This window comes from Porphyrobacter sp. MBR-49, from assembly GCF_053628655.1.
Genome location: NZ_JBRJGU010000004.1, coordinates 13,120 through 30,878, shown reverse-complemented (window position 1 = coordinate 30,878; position 17,759 = coordinate 13,120). Strand labels below are relative to the sequence as shown.

Genomic DNA, 17,759 nt, shown 5'->3' with positions numbered 1-17,759 from the left:
TCGCAATCGGAGCGAACCCGTGACCAAGCCTGAAAATGAAACCCGCGACCTCGTGATCCTTGGTGGAGGCTTGGGCGGGATGACGATGGCGCTCGCCGCCGCGACAAAGGGCTTGTCGAGCCACGTGATCGACCGCGCCGACCCGGCGGAACTGACCGCCGAAGGGTTTGACGACCGCGCCACCGCGATTTCCACCGCCAGTTGGCACCTGTTTGAAAATATCGGGATCGCCGATGGTCTTGACCAATTCGCCTGCGACATCGCCAGCATCGCAGTGACCGATCAGAACAAGCCCGGAAGGCTGGATTTCGAACCCGGCCCCGAAGGCGGCACGCTGGGGCGGATGCTGCCCAACCGGCGGCTCAGGCTCGCATTGTTTGAAGCTGCGGCCAAGGAACCGCTGATCCACTGGACCGCCAAGGCCAACGTCACCGAACGCCAGCGCAGCGAATATGGCGTCGCCGCCGTGTTGGCTGATGAGCGCAAGCTCAAAGGCCGGTTGATGATCGCTGCCGAGGGCCGCCAATCGCCGACGCGGGATCAGGCGGGCATCACCATCGCCAAGTGGGATTACAAACACCGTGCGATCATCACCGGGCTGACGCACGAAAAGCCGCATGACAATGTCGCGTGGGAAATCTTCTACCCCGCCGGGCCGTTTGCGCTGCTGCCAATGCGCGATGACGCCGACGGCACCCACCGATCATCGCTGGTGTGGACGGTGTCCGAGGCCGACGGCGCGGGCGTGATGAAGCTGGGCGACCGGGCGTTTCTGGCCGAGGTGGAAAAACGCATGGGCGGGGTGCTGGGCAAGGTGCTCAGCGTCGGTGCGCGCTCATCCTACCCGCTCGGCTTCCACCACACCGCCAAGATCACGGCACAACGGCTCGCGCTGATCGGCGATGCGGCGCATGGCATTCACCCGATTGCGGGACAGGGGCTGAACCTTGGCCTGAGAGACGTGGGCGCGCTGGCCGAAGTGCTGGGCGAAGGCGCGCGGCTCGGCCTTGATTCGGGCGATCCCGAATTGCTCAAGCGGTATGAGAACTGGCGCGGGCTTGATAGCTTCATGGTGGCGCTGGCGACCGATGGGCTAACCCGGCTGTTCGGGGTGCGGGGCAAGACCGCATCGGCGGTGCGGCGGCTGGGCATGGCAGCGGTGCAGCGCACGCCCATGCTCAAGAGCTTTTTCATGGACGAAGCGCGCGGGGTGGCGGGCGATTTGCCTGCGATCCTCAGGGCATAACCAGCGGGCTGCTCAATTGCCGCACCGGGTTGCCCGCCCCGTCGCGCAGGCCGCGCTGATCGAGCACGGCGGCGGTTTCGATCACCTCCAGCGCTTCCATCGCCTTGCGAAAACGTTCAGCATCGGCGATCCAGGTTTCGGCCTTGTCCGCGCCGGGCATCCCCTTCACTTCATCAATCGCGTTCTGATAGCGACCCTGTTCCAGCGCCCAGCGCGCGCGTTCCAGCCGCCGTTTCGGTTCTGGCGATGGGGTGCTTTCACGCCGGAACACGAACAACTGGCTCAGCTCGCGCTGGAACGAGGCCCATGATGGCCCATCGCTGCTTTCGCGCAGCTGCGGCCCCAACCCTTCTAGCCGAGCGACCAGCCCATCCAGCCGGATTGGATTGCGCGAAAATTCGATAATGGTGGCCACCGCATTGGGCCATTGATCGCCAAACCGCAGCCGTAACTGATCGGAAAGGTATCCCAGTTCCGCCCCGCGTTCGACCGCGCGGCGGGTGGCAAAGGCGATCAGCAGGCTTTCGGCGCGCGCGGCATTGCCTGCCGCCGCCTGCGCTTGCAGATCAAGCTGGGTCAGGCGCTGTTCCGCCGCCGCCAGCCGCTGATTCAGCCCGCCTTGCTGTTCGGCGACGCGTTCAACGGCCTGTTCAGCCTTGGTTGCATCCTCCAGCGCGGCAAGTCTCCCCGGCAACGCAGCGCTTGGCGCAGCGGTGGGTGCCGGATCGGCTGCGACGGGGGGCGAAGCATTCGGCACATCGGCGCGCTCCGGCTGGAAATTGTTCCACATCATATAGCCCACCAGCAGCCCGCCCGCGATAAACGCGGCCAGTGCAGCAATGATGATGCCTCTGCCCGAAGGCGGCCTTCGGAGGCTTGCGTAGTCCGGTGCCATTTTGATCCGTTCTGCGACCCTGATTGCTATTGCCGCGCCGCCGCCGCGATTACGGCTTGCAGGGCGGGGAAACGGGAATGGAGCGCGGCTTGTTGCACAAGTCAAACACCATTTCCAGCAACGCGGCTTCATCCGGGTGGGCGGCGGTGTGGACAGCGGCCCAGCCTCCCCCCGCTGCCGCCGCAATCCGCGGCCCAAGCGCGGCGAGCGTAACGGCGCTGCGGGCGAGGCCGAGCCGGTCGCATTCCGCCGCGAAATGCCGCGCGGTGGCGGCGGAATGGAGCAGCACCAGCGTGCCGCCTGCCCGCAGCAGCGGTGCCGCCGGATCAAGCGGCAGGGGCACGCTGCGATAGGCAATCACTTCGTCAAAGGTCACGCCAGCGGGCGCGGTCAGCGCAACGCGCTCCTCACCCGCGATGCGCAGCAGGTGGCGGGGTGCGGGTACCGCATCGAGCACGCCTTGCAACCCGCCGCTGCCCACCATCGCCACGACAAAGCCCGCCGCGCGCGCGGCATCGGCGGTGGCCTCCCCCACGGCAAACACCGGCTTGCCGGTCAGCCGCGCGAGGTTCGGCCCGCCATGCAGAAACGCATTGGCGCTGCCGATCAGCAAGCCGTCGATCCCCGCAGGATCGGGACAATCCCAGCCCACGGGCCGGATTTGCGACAACGCGTGGCCGGTGATCGCGAGGCCCATCGCGCGGGCTTTGTCGAGCGTCGCGGAAAGGCCCGGTTCAGGCCGCAGCGCGAGGCTGTGCGCGGTCATTGGTGCTTGCGGAAATGCGGGGCAATCCCCGGCGTGGCGCGCGCCAGCAGATCAGCAGCGAGCGCGCGGATCGGCGCATGATCGCCGGGCGCAAAGGTGGCGGTGCCTTCTATCCGCTCGGCCCCATCAGGGCTGAACAGCGCGGCGCGCATCGCGAGCGCGCCGCGCGCCGTTTCGCACAGCACCGCGACCGGCGAATGGCAGGTGCCGCCCAGCTGCGCCAGCAACGCGCGTTCGGCCTCCAGTTCCGCGCGCGTCGGCGCATCGTCAATCGCGGCGAGCAGCGCGGTGGTGGCCGCATCATCGGTGCGGCATTCAATCGCAATCACGCCTTGGGCTGCGGCGGGGATCCATTCGCCTTGGCTAAGCGGGTGGCCGACACTGCTCTGCCCCAGCCGTTCCAATCCGGCGGCGGCAAGGAAGGTCACGTCGACCTCCCCCGCCTGCAATTTCGCCAGCCGCGTCGCGACATTGCCGCGCAACGTCACCACCCGGCAATCGGGCCGCAGGTTGAGCAATTGCGCGGCGCGGCGCGGGGCGCTGGTGCCGACAGTCGCGCCTTCAGGGATCGCGGCAATGCTGGCTGCCCCCACCAGGCTATCGCGCCGGTCAGCGCGCGGCAGGAGCGCTGCGAAATGGAACGCATCGGGCCGGATCGTTTCGACATCCTTGGCCGAATGCACCGACAAGTCGATCCGCCCTTCGCCGAGCCATTGATCGAGTTCCTTGGTCCACAGCGCCTTTCCGCCGATTTCAGACAGCGGCCGGTCGAGCACCTTGTCGCCGCTCGCCAGCACGGGGACGAGTTCAACCGCGTCCTCTCCCCAACCGTGGGCAGCGCACAGCCGCGCGCGCGCTTCAACCGCCTGCGCCATCGCAAGCGGGGAATTGCGGGTGCCCAGTCGCAGGCGAGGGGCGGTTTGGGGTGCTTCGTTCATAGCTTTACTTGCTCTAGCCTTCACAAAGTCTAGATGGAAGCGGGATGGGATCGGCAACGCACACCTCTGACGCCACAGGCCTCGGGCCAATCGTGCTCGGGATCGAATCGAGCTGCGATGAAACCGCCGTGGCACTGGTGCGCGCAGATCGCACGATCATTGCGCAAGCCATCGCGAGTCAGGAAGCCGAACACGCGCCCTATGGCGGGGTCGTCCCCGAAATCGCCGCGCGCGCCCACGCCGAACGGGTCGCGCCCATGATCGAAGCCGTGATGGGGCAAGCGGGGCTGACGCTGGATGATGTCGATGCGATTGCCGCCACCGCCGGGCCGGGGTTGATCGGCGGGGTGATGATCGGTCTGGTGAGCGCCAAGGCGCTGGCGATGGCATCGGGCAAGCCGCTGCTGGCGATCAACCATCTGGAAGGCCACGCGCTGTCCCCAAGGCTGGCGGACGCGGGCCTTGCGTTCCCCTATCTGCTGCTGCTGGTATCGGGCGGGCATTGCCAGATCCTGGCGGTGGACGGGGTCGGGAAATATCGCCGCCTTGCCACCACGATTGACGATGCGCTGGGCGAAGCGTTTGACAAGACCGCCAAGCTGCTCGGCCTCGGCTATCCGGGCGGGCCTGCGGTGGAACGGCTGGCGCGCGCGGGCGACCCCAAGGCGGTTCCCCTGCCGCGCCCGCTGAAGGGATCGAGCGAACCGCATTTCTCCTTCGCGGGCCTGAAAAGCGCGGTGCTGCGGGCGGTAGAAAGCGGCGCGCATGACCCCGCCGATATCGCCGCGAGTTTTCAAGCGGCCGCCGTCGATTGCCTGATTGATCGGCTGGACTATGCCCTGACCCGCGCAGGGCCGTTTCCGGCGCTGGTGGTGGCGGGCGGGGTGGCGGCCAACCAGACCGTGCGCGCCGCGCTTGAAACCTTCGCGCACCGGCACGCGATGCGCTTTACCGCGCCGCCGCTGGCACTGTGCACCGATAATGCCGCGATGATCGCCTGGGCGGGGTGCGAGCGGCTGGCGGCAGAGAAATGGGGCGCTGGCGCAAACTTCACCGGCGACCCACTCGATTTCGTCGCGCGCCCGCGCTGGCCGCTTGATACGCAGGCAGAAACAGCGCGCGGAGCGGGGGTAAAGGCATGATTGGGCGCGAAACTATCGGCGTCATCGGCGCAGGCGCATGGGGCACTGCGCTCGCGCAGATGTTGGCGAGCGACGGGCGCAAGGTGCTGGTCTGGGCGTTCGAGCCGGAAGTGGTCGCCGCGATCAATACCGATCATCGCAACCCGCTGTATCTGCCATCGGCCAGCCTTGCCCCCACCATCCGCGCCACCGGCAATCTGGCGGATTTCGCCGCGATCGATACCGTGCTGGTTGTTACTCCAGCGCAGGTGCTGGGCCGGGTTCTGGCGGGCCTCCCCCGCCCACCGCGCGATCTGGTGCTGTGTTCCAAGGGGATCGAGGCGGGCAGCGGCCGGTTGATGAACGATGTCGCGCGCGCGGCCTGCCCCGGCAGCGCCATCGCCGTGCTGTCCGGGCCAACCTTTGCGCATGAAGTCGCCGCTGGCCTGCCCACCGCCGTGACGCTGGCGTGCAGCGGCGGCGGCGAGCAGTGGGAACGGATCGCCCCCGCCATCGCACGGCCCGCGTTCCGCCCCTATTACAGCGACGATGTGACCGGCGCGGAGATTGGCGGCGCGGTCAAGAATGTGCTCGCCATCGCCTGCGGAGTGGTGGACGGGCTGGCCTTGGGCCAGAACGCCCGCGCCGCGCTGATCGCCCGCGGCTATGCCGAAATGCTGCGCTTTGGTGAGGCGCTGGGCGCGCAGGGCGAAACGCTTGCGGGCCTGTGCGGGCTGGGCGATCTGGTGCTGACCTGTTCATCCACAGCCAGCCGCAATTTTTCGCTGGGCAAAGCGCTTGGCGAAGGTGCCAACCCCGCCGCCCTGATGGCTGACCGCCGCACCGTGGCCGAAGGCGCGCACACCGCCCCTGTGCTCGCCGCAATCGCAGCCGAACGCGGGATCGCGATGCCGATTGTTGCCGCGGTCGATGCGATCCTGACCGGGGAAAGCGCGCGCGCAGTGGTGGCCGAACTGCTCGCCCGCCCCTTGCGCGCTGAACTGGAAAGCGACGCGAAGGATATCGAGGCGTGAGCACGCCGCCCGCCGACGCGCCCGCCGCCGCGCCTGACAAGGGCGGCGATGATCTGGCCACGCTGGCCAAGGGCGGGCGCACCAATACCATGGGTTTCGCCATCCGGCTGGTAGCGCGCATCCCGTTTCTGGTGATCGCAACGCGCCTTTATGGGGCCGAGACGCTGGGCCGCTTTGCATCGGCATTGGTGCTGATCGAGATTATCGCGCTGATCTGTTCGCTCGGCGAAAAACGCGGGCTGGCGCAGCGGCTATCGGTGGGCGCGGGTGACAACCGCGCTGCCGAAACCAATCTGGTCTATGATGGCATTGTGCTGGCGCTGGCCTATTCAACCGTCGCCGCGCTGCTGCTGCTGGCCTTTCCTGAACCGATGTTCCCCAACGGCATGAACAGCCCGCTGGATATCTGGCTGATCGCCGCCATCCCCGCCTTTGCCGTGACCGAGATTTTGCTCGCCGCGCAGGCTTACCGGTTCGATATCGCCACCACGGTGCGCGCGCGCGCGATTGTCGAACCGTGGACGATTTCGATTGCCGCCGGGGTGTTCTTTTTCATCCCCGCCACCCGCGATGCGGGGCTGGCGCTGGCGTATATCGCGTCGATCTATGCCGGGTTGCTGACCGCATTATGGCCGTTCCTGCGCAGCTATGGCCTGCCCAAAGGCTGGCAGCCGCAGGGCCGCGCGATGCTGGCGATGTCGAGCCGCGCTTTCCCGCTGGTGGGGGCCGATGCGATTGAGCGCGGCACACGGTTGCTCGATATCTTCATCCTCGGCCTGTTCGCCCCGCCATCGGCGGTCGGCATCTATTACGCCGCCCAGCAAATCGCCAGCCTGCCGCAAAAGCTGAAAACCAGTTTTGAACCGATCCTGTCGCCGGTCATCACCAAGAACCTGCGGATCGGCAATATGGGCGCGATTGCTGCGCAGGTGCGGCAGGTGGGGTTCTGGATCATCGCGGTGCAATTGGGCATCGCGCTGGTGCTGGGCATGCCGGGCGAAGCGGTAATGGGCCTGTGGGGGCCGGATTATGTCGCGGGCACGGCGGCGCTGTCGTTGCTGCTGGCGGCCGAGGTCGCGGCATCGATGGCGGTCGTGTCGGAAAGCGTGCTGGTCTATATCGCGCGCAAACGCAATCTGGCGATTTCGGTCGGGATCATCGCGTTGCAAGCGGCGCTGACCATCGTGCTGATCCAGCTGGCCGGGCGTTACGGACTGGGCGCAGGCTACGAGGCGGCCAGCGCAGCGGGCGCGTTGTTGATTGCGCTGGCGGTATCCAGCCTGATCAAGGCGCTGATGCTCAAACATCTGCTCAAGGCCCCGGTTTCGAACTGGCGCTGGGCGCTGGTCTATGCCGCTGCGCCTGCGGTGGTAGTGGGCTATGCCTTCACCTTCGTGCCCGAATGGATCGAGCTGCTGTTCGGCGTTCCGGCGGTGCTGGCCACCTATGCCTTCGTCATCTGGCGGCGCGGGTTTGGTGAGGAGGACAAGGTGTTGTTCCGCAAGCAGGTTGTCCCCGATCCCGTAAACGACCTGCCGTAACCCGCGCACGTTCAGTCGCTATTCACGGCTGCGGCGTGATTTTCGGGCATCGCTCAGGTTGTGGGGAGAAAATTGATGCGCGCAGTTCGGTTGGTAGGAATGGCGGCGCTGTGCGCTGTGATTGCAGGTTGCGCCAGCAAAGCGCCCGAAGAACTGGCAAAGGCTCCGCCGCCGCCGCCGGTGGTCGCTCCGCCGCCTCCACCGCCGCCGCTGCCGACCGTCGCCTATGCGCCGCAAGAGATGGTGGTGGTCACAGGTTCGCGGGTGCGCGGCGATGCAGTTGCCGCAGAGCGCAGTTATTTTGTGCCGCCGGTCATCGTCGCCACCGATCCGGGGCGTGAGCAATATGACGGCAAGGAAGTATCCCCCGTCAAACTGACCGTGATTGAACCCGTGTCCACCTTCTCGGTCGATGTCGATACCGGGGCCTATGCCAATGCCCGGCGGTTCCTGACCCAAGGCATGATGCCGCCCAAGGACGCGGTGCGCACCGAGGAGATGATCAACTATTTCCGCTATGATTATGCCAAGCCCAAAGATCGCAGCCAGCCGTTTACCGTCACCACCGATGTCGCGAAAAGCCCGTGGAATGCTAGTTCCTACCTGATGCGGATCGGGCTGCGCGGGTATGATATCGACAGCGAAGAACGCCCGCCCGCCAACCTCGTGTTCCTGATGGACGTATCGGGATCAATGAACAGCCCGGATAAGCTGCCGCTGGTCAAAACCGCGCTGGCTGGCCTTGCGGGCGAATTGTCGCCGCAGGACAGGGTTTCGATCGTGGTCTATGCAGGGGCCGCGGGCCTTGTGCTCGAACCCACCAATGACACCGCCACAATCCGCCGCGCGCTCGACAGCCTGAGCGCGGGCGGCTCTACCGCAGGCGGCGCGGGGATCGAACTGGCGTATCGGGTTGCCGAGGACAATTTCGTGCGTGGTGGGGTCAACCGCGTGATCCTTGCCACCGACGGCGATTTCAATGTCGGCGTCTCCAGCACCAAGGCGCTGATCGAACTGATCGAGACCAAGCGCGACAGCGGCATCACGCTGACCACATTGGGCTTTGGGCAGGGCAATTACAACGAAGCGATGATGGAGCAGGTCGCCAACAAGGGTAACGGCAACTACGCCTATATCGATTCTGCGCTCGAAGCGAAAAAGGTGCTGGGCGAAGAAATGTCGAGCACGCTGTTCACCATCGCCAAGGATGTGAAAATCCAGGTCGAATTCAACCCCGCCGTGATCGCGCAATACCGGCTGGTCGGGTATGAGAACCGCGCGCTTCGCGAGGAAGATTTCGACAATGACCGGGTCGATGCGGGTGACATTGGCGCGGGCCATCAGGTGACAGCGATTTACGAAGTCGTCCCCGTTGGCAGCAAGGGCTGGATCGCGCCGCGCAAGTATGAAGATGCGCCCGCCGCCGCCGCGCAGGCCAAGCTGGCCGAGGCCGCGACCGTCAAGCTGCGCTACAAATTGCCGACAAGCGACACCTCGAAACTGATCGAACAGGTGGTGGCGTCCAGCGCGTTCAAAGCCGCCGCCGCCCCGCAAGGCGATTTCGCCTTCGCCGCAGCGGTCGCCGCCTACGGCCAGGTGCTGCGCGGGGATGAATTGATGAACGGCTTTGGCTTCAGCGATATCGGCACGCTCGCAGGTGGGCAGGACAATTTCTGGCGGCAGGAATTCCTGCGGTTGAACGCACTCGCTGGCAGCATGAAGGGCGGCTGAGGCGCGTCAAGGGGCGTCAAGGGGCTTGGGCGCAAGCGGGTGCGCCTGCTAAGGTCGCAGCGATTGATTCCCTTTTGCCGGAGATTACCGCGCCATGTCCCTTGATTTTTCTACCGCCCTGCCGCTGATCCTGCTGGGCCTTGCGCTGCTCGTCGTGGCGGTGTGGCTGCTTACCCGCCGCAACCGCAAGGCGAAGGTGGTCGAAGATGGCAGCGCCCTCGCCCGCGACGTGCTGGACGAAGGCGCTGAAAAAGCGCGCCGTAATCAGGCGTTGATCGATGCGGCTCCGGCGGCGGTAAAGGTGATGGCGGAGCCTGTCCCGGTTCCCATGCCCATGCCTGCCCCCGCACCCACGCCTGCTGTCGCCGACGATCTCACCCGCATCAAAGGCGTCGGCCCCAAGCTGGTGACGCTGCTGGGCGAACTTGGCATCACCTCCTACGCGCAGATCGCCGCGTGGAGCGATGCGGATGTCGAACGCATTGATGCCGAGCTGGGCCGGTTCAAGGGCCGCATCACCCGCGACCAGTGGATCGAACAGGCCAAACTGCTCGCAGCGGGCGACGAAGCGGCCTTCACTGACAAATTTGGCAGGAATGGATAATATTCCGCAAGCCTGACCCCCAATCCGTGTTACATTCCCGCTCTTCGGGGGAGTCGCTGACGCGGGGAGAGGGTGGATGGGCTTGCGGATATTGGTGGCTGAGGATGAATTCATCACCGCTGTCGACCTGTGCGATACCTTCGAGGAAGCGGGCTACGAGATCGAAGGGCCGCACGCGGGCATTTCTGCCGCGCTGCTCGCCTGCCAGAAACACAAACCCGATCTCGCCATCCTCGATATTGAGCTGGCCGACGGGCTGACTTACGAACTGGCGCAAACCCTGATTGACGATGATGTGCCGGTAATCCTGTATTCCGGACACGATGAATCGCGCGAACTCGCCGCCCGCTTCCCGCGCGCCGTAACCGTCCACAAACCCTGCCCCCCGGCCGATCTGCTCGATGCCGCCTGCCGCCTGCTCGCGCCCGCCTGACCGGCACTGTGCGGCGCGCTCTTCCGCCCCGCTGCCCCCCTTGCCCCGCAGCTTGAAGCCTGCAATGGCTGTGAAGCATGAACAGCAGGAGCATCCCCGTGCACGGCACCTCGCCAGACACTTCGCAACCGCCCACTTCGCGCCTTTCCGCGTTCAACTGGCAAGACCCCTTCGACCTTGAAAGCCAGCTGACCGAGGAAGAGCGGATGATCCGCGACGCCGCCCACGGTTTCGCCCAAAGTGAACTGCAACCGCGCGTGATCGACGCCTTCCGCGAGGAAACAGACGCGCCCGAACTTTTCCCGCTGATGGGCAAGGCCGGGCTGCTCGGCGCGACCCTGCCCGAAGAACTTGGCGGCGCGGGCGCAAGCTATGTCGCCTACGGGCTGATCGCGCGCGAGATTGAGCGGGTGGACAGCGGATACCGTTCGATGGCGAGCGTGCAATCCAGCCTCGTGATGCATCCGATCTATGCCTATGGATCGGACGAACAGCGCCGCCAATATCTGCCCGGCCTCGCCAGCGGCGAATTGATCGGCTGTTTTGGTCTGACCGAACCCGATGCGGGCAGCGATCCCGGCGGCATGAAAACCCACGCGAGGCGCGACGGTGATGATTACGTCATTTCCGGCAGCAAGACCTGGATTTCCAACGCGCCATTTGCCGATGTGTTCGTGGTCTGGGCTAAATCCGATACCCACGGCGGCGCGATCCGCGGGTTTGTGCTGGAAAAGGGCATGGCGGGGCTTTCCGCGCCCAAGATCAAGGGCAAGATCAGCCTTCGTGCCTCCACCACCGGGATGATCGTGATGGAAGACGTGCGCGTGCCGGCATCCGCGCTGCTACCCAATGTCGAAGGGTTGAAAGGCCCGTTCGGCTGCCTCAACCGCGCGCGTTACGGCATTTCGTGGGGCGCGATGGGCGCGGCCGAGTTCTGCCTTGCCGCGGCGCGCCAATATGGGCTGGATCGCCAGCAGTTCGGGCGCCCGCTTGCCGCGACGCAATTGTTCCAGAAAAAACTCGCTGACATGATGAGCGATATTGCGCTGGGCCTGCAAGCATCCTTGCGCGTTGGCCGCTTGATCGACGAAGGCCGGTTCGCCCCCGACATGATTTCGATCGTTAAACGCAACAATGTCGGCAAGGCATTGGATATCGCCCGCGCGGCGCGTGATATGCATGGCGGCAACGGCATTTCCGAAGAATATCAGGTGATCCGCCACATGGTGAACCTGGAAACGGTCAACACCTACGAAGGCACACATGATGTCCACGCGCTGATTCTGGGCCGCGCCATCACCGGGATTGCAGCGTTCTGATGATGTTCGTCATTGCGAGCGGCGCAGCCGTGCGGCAATCAAGAGCGGCGCAAGACCGGAACCGGCGGATGCTGGATTGCCGCGCCCGCTTGGCAGGCTCGCAATGACGAAGGAGGGTTCACCTATCAAACTCTACGGCTACTTCCGCTCCTCGACCTCCTACCGCCTGAGGATCGCGCTGAACCTCAAAGGGCTGGCGTTCGAGAATATTCCGGTGAACCTCGTCACGGGCGCAAACAAGGACGCCGCCTTTACGGCGCGCAACCCGTTCGGATCGCTCCCCATGCTGGAGGCTGACGGGCGTGACCGGGCGCAGTCGATGGCGCTGCTCGAATGGCTCGACGAAGCCTATCCTGAGCCTGCGTTGCTGCCGAAAGACATCGAATCCCGCTACACGGTGCGCGAGTTGACCTACGGCATCGCGACCGAGATTCACGCGATCAACAACCTGCCGGTGCTCAAATATCTCAAAGACCCGCTCGGCCACACGCAGGATGAAATCAACGTGTGGTATCGCCACTGGCTGGCGCGCACGCTCAAGCCGGTGGAGGCGCGGTTGGCGCAGCTCACGACCGGCGATTTCCTCCACGGCGACGCGCCCGGCCTGTTTGAAGTGGTGCTGATCCCGCAACTCGCCAATGCGCGGCGGTTCGATTACGACCTGTCAGCCAGCCCGCACATGACCCGGATCGAGGCCGCCTGCCTTGCCCTGCCCGCGTTCATCAACGCGCATCCCGATAACCAGATCGATTCCCCGGAAAGAGGCCAGACATGAAACTCGCAACGATCAACAACGGCACCCGCGATGGCAAATTGGTGGTGGTATCCAAAGACCTCACCCGCTGCTGCGCGGCAGGATATATCGCCCCCACCCTGCAAGCCGCGCTGGATGATTGGGAACGGATCGCGCCGCAACTGGAAGTGCTGGCCCGCGATGTCGAGCATGAAACCGTGCCGTGCGAACGCTTCCACGAAAGGCAGGCGCATTCGCCGCTGCCGCGCGCCTACCAATGGGCCGATGGCAGCGCCTATATCAACCATGTCGAACTCGTCCGGAAGGCACGCGGGAGCAAGGTTCCCGACAGCTTCTACACCGACCCGCTGATGTATCAGGGCGGATCGGACGCTTTCCTACCGCCGCGTGGGCCGATACCCTTGGCCGATCCCGCGTGGGGCTGCGACATGGAGGGCGAGATTGCGGTTATCACCGATGATGTGCCGATGGGCGTTTCGGCGGACGACGCGGCAGGGCACATCAAGCTGCTGATGCTGGTGAATGACGTGAGCCTTCGCGGGTTGATCCCGGCAGAACTGGAAAAGGGTTTCGGCTTCTTCCAGTCCAAGCCCGCCAGCGCGTTTTCTCCGGTGGCGGTAACGCCTGACGAATTGGGCGAAGCATGGGCCGACAGCCTGATCCATCTGCCGTTGATGGTGGATTTGAACGGTGCGCCATTCGGGCGCGCGAACGCCGGGCAGGATGCGACCTTCAATCTGGCGCAACTGGTCGCCCACGCGGCGAAAACCCGCAACCTTGGCGCGGGCACTGTGATCGGCAGCGGCACGGTATCGAACAAGGGGGCCGATGGCGGCGCGGGCACCCCGGTTTCGGCAGGGGGTGCGGGATATTCGTGCATTGCCGAAATCCGCATGATCGAAACCATTGCTGGCGGCGCGGCAGTGACGCCGTTCATGCAGGCCGGCGACAGCGTGCGGATCGAAATGCGCGATGCGGCAGGCCGTTCGATCTTTGGCGCGATTGAACAGGACGTGGTGGAGGTCTAAAGTTTCCCCCTCTTCTCCCGTTCACCCTGAGCTTGTCGAAGGCCCGTTCACCCTGCGCTTGTCGAAGGGTTGTCCTTCACTTCAAGCGCGGTGCCGGATGCAGAAGTGCAGTCCTTCGACAAGCTCAGGACGAACGGTTGGTGGGCTGATTGGGGGGCTTGGGGTGGTTTAGACCCCCTCTAGACCCCCCTTAGACCCCCTCTAGGCTGGTCTTGGCCAATGTTTCACGTGAAACATCAGGCATCAAACCCCAGACTCTCCGCCACCGCCGCGTTGACAATCCGGCCCCTGTGCACATTGAGGCCGGGGGCGAGATGCGGGTCATCTTTGCAAGCCGCGATCCCCTTGTTCGCCAGCGCCAGCCCAAACGGTAGGGTAGCATTGTTAAGCGCATAGGAACTCGTCAGCGGCACCGCGCCGGGCATATTGGCGACACAATAATGGATGATCCCGTCAACCTCGTAAGTCGGGTTTTCGTGGGTGGTGGGGTGCGAAGTTTCAAAGCACCCGCCCTGATCAATCGCCACATCCACCAGCACCGCACGGCGCTTCATATCAGGCAGCATCGCGCGGGTAATCAGGTGCGGCGCGCTCGCCCCCGGGATCAACACTGCGCCGATCACAACGTCGGCCTGGGCGACCGCCTGTTCGATTGTTCCGGCGGTGGAAAAGCGGGTGATGGCGCGGCCCTGGAACATCTCGTCAAGCTGGCGCAGGCGCGGCAGCGAACGGTCGAAAATCTCCACTGTCGCCCCCAGCCCCACCGCCATGCGCGCCGCCTGAGTGCCGACCACCCCGCCGCCGAGCACCACCACGCGCGCCGGGATCACGCCGGGCACCCCGCCCATCAAAGTGCCGCGCCCGCCGGTATTGGCCCGCAAGGCGAGCGCCCCCGCCTCAATCGCGAGCCTGCCTGCCACTTCGCTCATCGGAGCGAGCAAGGGCAAGCCGCCGCCGGGGCCGGTGACGGTTTCATAGGCAACCGCCGAAACGCCCGATTGCATCAGGCCGCGCGCCTGATCGGGATCGGGGGCTAGGTGCAGGTAGGTGAACAGGATCTGCCCTTCGCGCAATTGCACCCATTCGCCGGGTTGCGGTTCCTTGACCTTCACGATCATGTCCGCGCGGGCGAAGACTTCGGCGGCGCTATCGACCACTTCGGCCCCGGCCTTGCGGTAGGTGTCATCATCCTTGTCGATGCCCAGCCCAGCGCCGGTTTCAACGATCACCCGATGCCCGGCAGACGCATATTCGCGCACCGCTTCGGGGGTGAGACCGACGCGGAACTCGCTCGGCTTGATTTCCTTGGGAACGCCGACCAGCATGATTCTCTCCTCGCGATGCAGCGGAAACGTCGCTAGTGTAGGCGTAATAAAATTACAAGTTCGCGCAAGGTCGATTGCAAGCCAGGAGCCGCCCATGACCGCCCATCCCCCCCAATATCCCACCGTCAAAATGCTCATCAACGGCGAATGGATCGCCGCAGGAGAAGCCGGCGCGATGGACGTGGTGAACCCGGCCACCGGGCAGGTGATCGGGCAATGCCCCAAGGCGTCACCCGCGCAGCTCGACGCCGCAATCGCCGCCGCCGACGAAGCCTTCGTTACGTGGAGCAAAACGCCCGGCGCACAGCGTTACGCCATCCTGCGCCGCGCCGCCGAACTGCTGCGCGAACGTGCGCCTGCCATCGCCCACACCGTCACCGCCGAAATGGGCAAACCGCGCGCGCAGGCCGTGGGCGAAATCACCGCTTCGGGCGACATGATCGACTTCCTTGGTGAAGAGGCCAAGCGGCGCGGCGGACGATTGATCCCTGCCCGCAGCGATAGCGTGATCGCCCAGACCGTGACCCACGAACCGGTCGGGCCGAGTGTGCTGCTGACCCCGTGGAATTTTCCCGTCAATCTGCCCGCCAAGAAGATCGCAGGCGCGCTGGCGGCGGGGTGCACCGCGATCCTGAAGCCTGCCGAAAACACCCCCGCATCGGCGCAATTGCTGGTCGAATGCTTTGTCGATGCGGGCGTACCCAAGGGGGTGCTGAACCTCGTTTACGGCGATCCCGGCCCGGTGTCCGAACACCTGATCGCAGCGCCTGCGGTGCGCAAAGTCAGCTTCACCGGATCGACCGCGGTGGGCAAGCATCTGGGCGCGCTGGCGGCTTCGCACATGAAGCGTTTTACCCCGGAACTGGGCGGCCATGCCCCGGTGATTGTCAGCAAACACGCCGATCTTGACCGCGCGGTGGCGGCCTGCGCGGCGACCAAGTTTCGTAATGCCGGGCAGGTCTGCGTTTCGCCCACGCGGTTTCTGGTGGCGCGCGAGGTCTATGACCGCTTCGTTGCCGAATTCGCCGCGCGCGCGGGCAAGATGAAGGTCGGCGATCCGGGGGCGGATGACAGCGTCGACATGGGGCCGCTCGCCCACGGACGGCGGATCGCGGCGATGGAGGCGGTGGTTGCCAATGTTGGCAGCTTGGGGACAGGCAATCGCGGTGAGGTTGTCACCGGAGGATCAGTCATCGCAGGCAGCGGGTTCTTCTTTCAGCCCACGGTGATCGCCAACCCCGCCCCCGACAGCCGCTTCATGACCGAGGAACCCTTCGGCCCGATTGCCGGGATCGTCCCGTTCGATGCTATCGAGGACGCGGTGCGGATCGCCAATAGCTTGCGCTATGGATTGGCCGCCTATGCCTTTTCGGGCGACCTCGACGAAGCGCATTACCTTGGTCGGGCCTTGCGCGCGGGCATGGTGGGGATCAACCAATTGATCGTATCATCGCCCGAAACCCCGTTTGGCGGAGTGGGCGATAGCGGGTTCGGATCGGAAGGGGGCGAAGAGGGCTACCTCGCCTTCACCGACACCAAGCTGGTGATCATGGCGAAAGCGGGCGGGTAGGCCGCGCCGGTCTGGTTTACGCGATCAGGTGGACAATTCGCGAAAGCAGCGATTGGCGGGTTTGCATCGGCTGAATCCGGCCATAGCGCGCGCGGCGCGAATATTCGTCCTGAATGCAGACAGTGCGGTGCATGGGATCTGGCCCGCTGGACCAGATTGTTGGTCTTGCCATTGATCGCTTCCCGATTCGCTTATTTGGTATTGAGCAAGTTAACAGCAAATCTGTGGAAAACACAAACTAAACATAGTTAACGGGCTTACCTCTGCCACACTTCACCGATTCGTGCGTCTCACCCCGGCAGAACGCACATCGGCAAGGGTCGGATAACCGTTAACGGCCATCAAAAGATCAGCTTCGGCAAGGATGGATCGTAACACCCACGCCGCGCCCTCGGCCCCGCCTAATGCGAGTCCATAAGTATAGGGCCGCCCAACGCCGACCGCGCGGGCACCCATCGCCAGCGCCTTGACCGCGTCGGTGCCGGATCGGATTCCGCTGTCAAACAGCACCGGGGTATCGCCCGCCGCCTGCACGACCTCGCCCAGCAGATCGATGGTGGCGATCCCGCCGTTGGCCTGCCGGCCGCCATGGTTTGAACAATAGACCGCATCCGCCCCGCTATCGACCGCACGGCGCGCATCGTCGGGGTGGCAGATGCCTTTGAGCACAATCGGCAGCTTCGTCACCGATTTGAACCACGCCATGTCATCCCACGTCAGCACCTGCCCAAAGGTCGCCGCCCACGTAAAAATCGCCGCGCCAAGGTCTTCTTCGGGCGGTTTCGCCAGCATCGCGCGGAACACCGGATCGGTGAAGTAATTCTGGAGCACCTTGCCGCGCAGCTGCGGGAAGTTTGACGCGTTGAGATCGCGCGGGCGCCAGCCTGTTACCCAGGTGTCGAGCGTCACCACCAGCGCCGTATAGCCCGCATCTTCGGTCCGGCGGATCAGGCTGGTCGCCAGTTCGCGGTTGCGCGGGGTGTAAAGCTGAAACCACGCTGGCGTGTCCCCGCAGGCCGCCTTCACATCCTCCAGCGGATCATTCGCCAGCGTCGAAGCGCAGAACGGCACCCCGGTCAGCGCCGATGCCCGCGCTGCTGCCATGTCGCCGTGGCGGTCTTGCGAGGCTTCGCCGTTGACACCAACCGGGGCCATGAACAGCGGGGTGGGATAGGTGTGGCCGAACAGTTCGATCGACAGATCGCGCGTCGCGCAATCGACCATCATGCGCGGCACCATGCCCCAATGGTGGAACGCGGCGGCGTTCTGATCCTGCGTGTGTTCATCCCCGCACCCGCCCGCGACATAATTGGTCAGGCTTGGCCCCAACGCTTCGTGCGCGCGTTTTTCCAGCGTGGCGAAATCGACCGGCCAGGTGGGCAGAACACCGCTTAACCCGGCATTGTAGATTTCATTCTGCATTGCGCCGAAATTGGTCATGGCCTTGGTCTCTC

17 protein-coding genes are annotated in these 17,759 nt (G+C 64.8%); 11 read left to right on the top strand and 6 right to left on the bottom strand.

Features of this window, described 5'->3' with window-relative positions:
- Positions 1-79: 79 nt before the first annotated feature.
- On the top strand, positions 80-1,246 hold the full coding sequence (locus ACSSV3_RS06385) for an FAD-dependent monooxygenase (protein ID WP_454184779.1): 1,167 nt from the start codon (positions 80-82) through the stop codon (positions 1,244-1,246).
- Here the strand turns inward: ACSSV3_RS06385 and ACSSV3_RS06380 are convergent.
- Genes ACSSV3_RS06380 through hemC form a run of 3 tightly spaced genes read right to left on the bottom strand, consistent with a single transcriptional unit; the run spans position 1,236 to position 3,845 of the window.
- Entirely contained in the window at positions 1,236-2,141 is a 906-nt protein-coding gene (locus tag ACSSV3_RS06380; protein ID WP_354323079.1) for a hypothetical protein, read from the bottom strand. The two genes, ACSSV3_RS06385 and ACSSV3_RS06380, sit on opposite strands and share 11 nt — an antisense overlap.
- A gap of 49 nt (positions 2,142-2,190) precedes the next feature.
- A complete protein-coding gene (locus tag ACSSV3_RS06375) occupies positions 2,191-2,907 on the bottom strand; it encodes a uroporphyrinogen-III synthase (RefSeq protein WP_354323077.1) in 717 nt (238 codons plus the stop codon).
- Positions 2,904-3,845 (bottom strand): hydroxymethylbilane synthase, encoded by a 942-nt coding sequence (hemC, locus tag ACSSV3_RS06370; RefSeq protein WP_354323075.1) that lies wholly within the window; start codon positions 3,843-3,845, stop codon positions 2,904-2,906. The genes ACSSV3_RS06375 and hemC overlap by 4 nt, the downstream gene beginning before the upstream one ends.
- A 44-nt stretch (positions 3,846-3,889) precedes the next feature.
- On the opposite strand from hemC, the gene tsaD reads away from it, so the two are divergent.
- The 9 genes from tsaD to ACSSV3_RS06325 all read left to right on the top strand — a co-directional run bounded on the left by tsaD (position 3,890) and on the right by ACSSV3_RS06325 (position 13,410).
- Positions 3,890-4,987 (top strand): tRNA (adenosine(37)-N6)-threonylcarbamoyltransferase complex transferase subunit TsaD, encoded by a 1,098-nt coding sequence (gene tsaD / locus ACSSV3_RS06365; protein ID WP_354323073.1) that lies wholly within the window; start codon positions 3,890-3,892, stop codon positions 4,985-4,987.
- Entirely contained in the window at positions 4,984-6,000 is a 1,017-nt protein-coding gene (locus ACSSV3_RS06360) for an NAD(P)H-dependent glycerol-3-phosphate dehydrogenase (RefSeq protein ID WP_354323072.1), read from the top strand. The genes tsaD and ACSSV3_RS06360 overlap by 4 nt, the downstream gene beginning before the upstream one ends.
- Positions 5,997-7,541, top strand: coding sequence for a lipopolysaccharide biosynthesis protein (locus tag ACSSV3_RS06355; RefSeq protein WP_354323071.1), 1,545 nt, complete (start codon positions 5,997-5,999; stop codon positions 7,539-7,541). The genes ACSSV3_RS06360 and ACSSV3_RS06355 overlap by 4 nt, the downstream gene beginning before the upstream one ends.
- A gap of 75 nt (positions 7,542-7,616) precedes the next feature.
- Positions 7,617-9,272 carry a vWA domain-containing protein gene (locus ACSSV3_RS06350; RefSeq protein WP_354323069.1) on the top strand — a complete coding sequence of 552 codons (1,656 nt, stop codon included), beginning with the start codon at positions 7,617-7,619 and terminating at the stop codon, positions 9,270-9,272.
- A 94-nt stretch (positions 9,273-9,366) separates the two neighbouring features.
- Positions 9,367-9,876 carry a hypothetical protein gene (locus tag ACSSV3_RS06345; RefSeq protein ID WP_354323067.1) on the top strand — a complete coding sequence of 170 codons (510 nt, stop codon included), beginning with the start codon at positions 9,367-9,369 and terminating at the stop codon, positions 9,874-9,876.
- A 76-nt stretch (positions 9,877-9,952) separates the two neighbouring features.
- Positions 9,953-10,309, top strand: coding sequence for a response regulator (locus ACSSV3_RS06340; RefSeq protein WP_354323065.1), 357 nt, complete (start codon positions 9,953-9,955; stop codon positions 10,307-10,309).
- A gap of 77 nt (positions 10,310-10,386) precedes the next feature.
- Positions 10,387-11,628, top strand: a complete 1,242-nt coding sequence (locus ACSSV3_RS06335; RefSeq protein WP_354323064.1) for an acyl-CoA dehydrogenase — start codon at positions 10,387-10,389, stop codon at positions 11,626-11,628.
- 103 nt (positions 11,629-11,731) lie between these two features.
- Positions 11,732-12,403 (top strand): maleylacetoacetate isomerase, encoded by a 672-nt coding sequence (gene maiA, locus ACSSV3_RS06330; RefSeq protein WP_354323062.1) that lies wholly within the window; start codon positions 11,732-11,734, stop codon positions 12,401-12,403.
- Complete coding sequence (locus ACSSV3_RS06325; protein WP_354323060.1) at positions 12,400-13,410, top strand: fumarylacetoacetate hydrolase family protein; 1,011 nt, start codon at positions 12,400-12,402, stop codon at positions 13,408-13,410. Before maiA ends, ACSSV3_RS06325 begins: the two co-directional genes overlap by 4 nt.
- A 236-nt stretch (positions 13,411-13,646) precedes the next feature.
- Here the strand turns inward: ACSSV3_RS06325 and ald are convergent, their stop codons facing one another.
- On the bottom strand, positions 13,647-14,735 hold the full coding sequence (ald, locus tag ACSSV3_RS06320; RefSeq protein ID WP_354323059.1) for an alanine dehydrogenase: 1,089 nt from the start codon (positions 14,733-14,735) through the stop codon (positions 13,647-13,649).
- A 94-nt stretch (positions 14,736-14,829) separates the two neighbouring features.
- Between ald and ACSSV3_RS06315 the strand changes: the two genes are divergently transcribed.
- Positions 14,830-16,305: an NAD-dependent succinate-semialdehyde dehydrogenase gene (locus tag ACSSV3_RS06315; RefSeq protein ID WP_354323058.1), complete on the top strand. Its 1,476-nt coding sequence runs from the start codon at positions 14,830-14,832 to the stop codon at positions 16,303-16,305.
- A gap of 16 nt (positions 16,306-16,321) precedes the next feature.
- Here ACSSV3_RS06315 and ACSSV3_RS06310 read toward each other — a convergent pair whose 3' ends face one another.
- Both ACSSV3_RS06310 and ACSSV3_RS06305 read right to left on the bottom strand, forming a co-directional pair.
- The gene (locus ACSSV3_RS06310; protein ID WP_354323056.1) at positions 16,322-16,477 is read right to left on the bottom strand and encodes a hypothetical protein; all 156 of its coding nucleotides are present in this window, start codon (positions 16,475-16,477) and stop codon (positions 16,322-16,324) included.
- A gap of 101 nt (positions 16,478-16,578) precedes the next feature.
- A complete protein-coding gene (locus ACSSV3_RS06305) occupies positions 16,579-17,745 on the bottom strand; it encodes an alpha-hydroxy-acid oxidizing protein (protein ID WP_354323055.1) in 1,167 nt (388 codons plus the stop codon).
- Between the last annotated feature and the right edge of the window lie 14 nt (positions 17,746-17,759).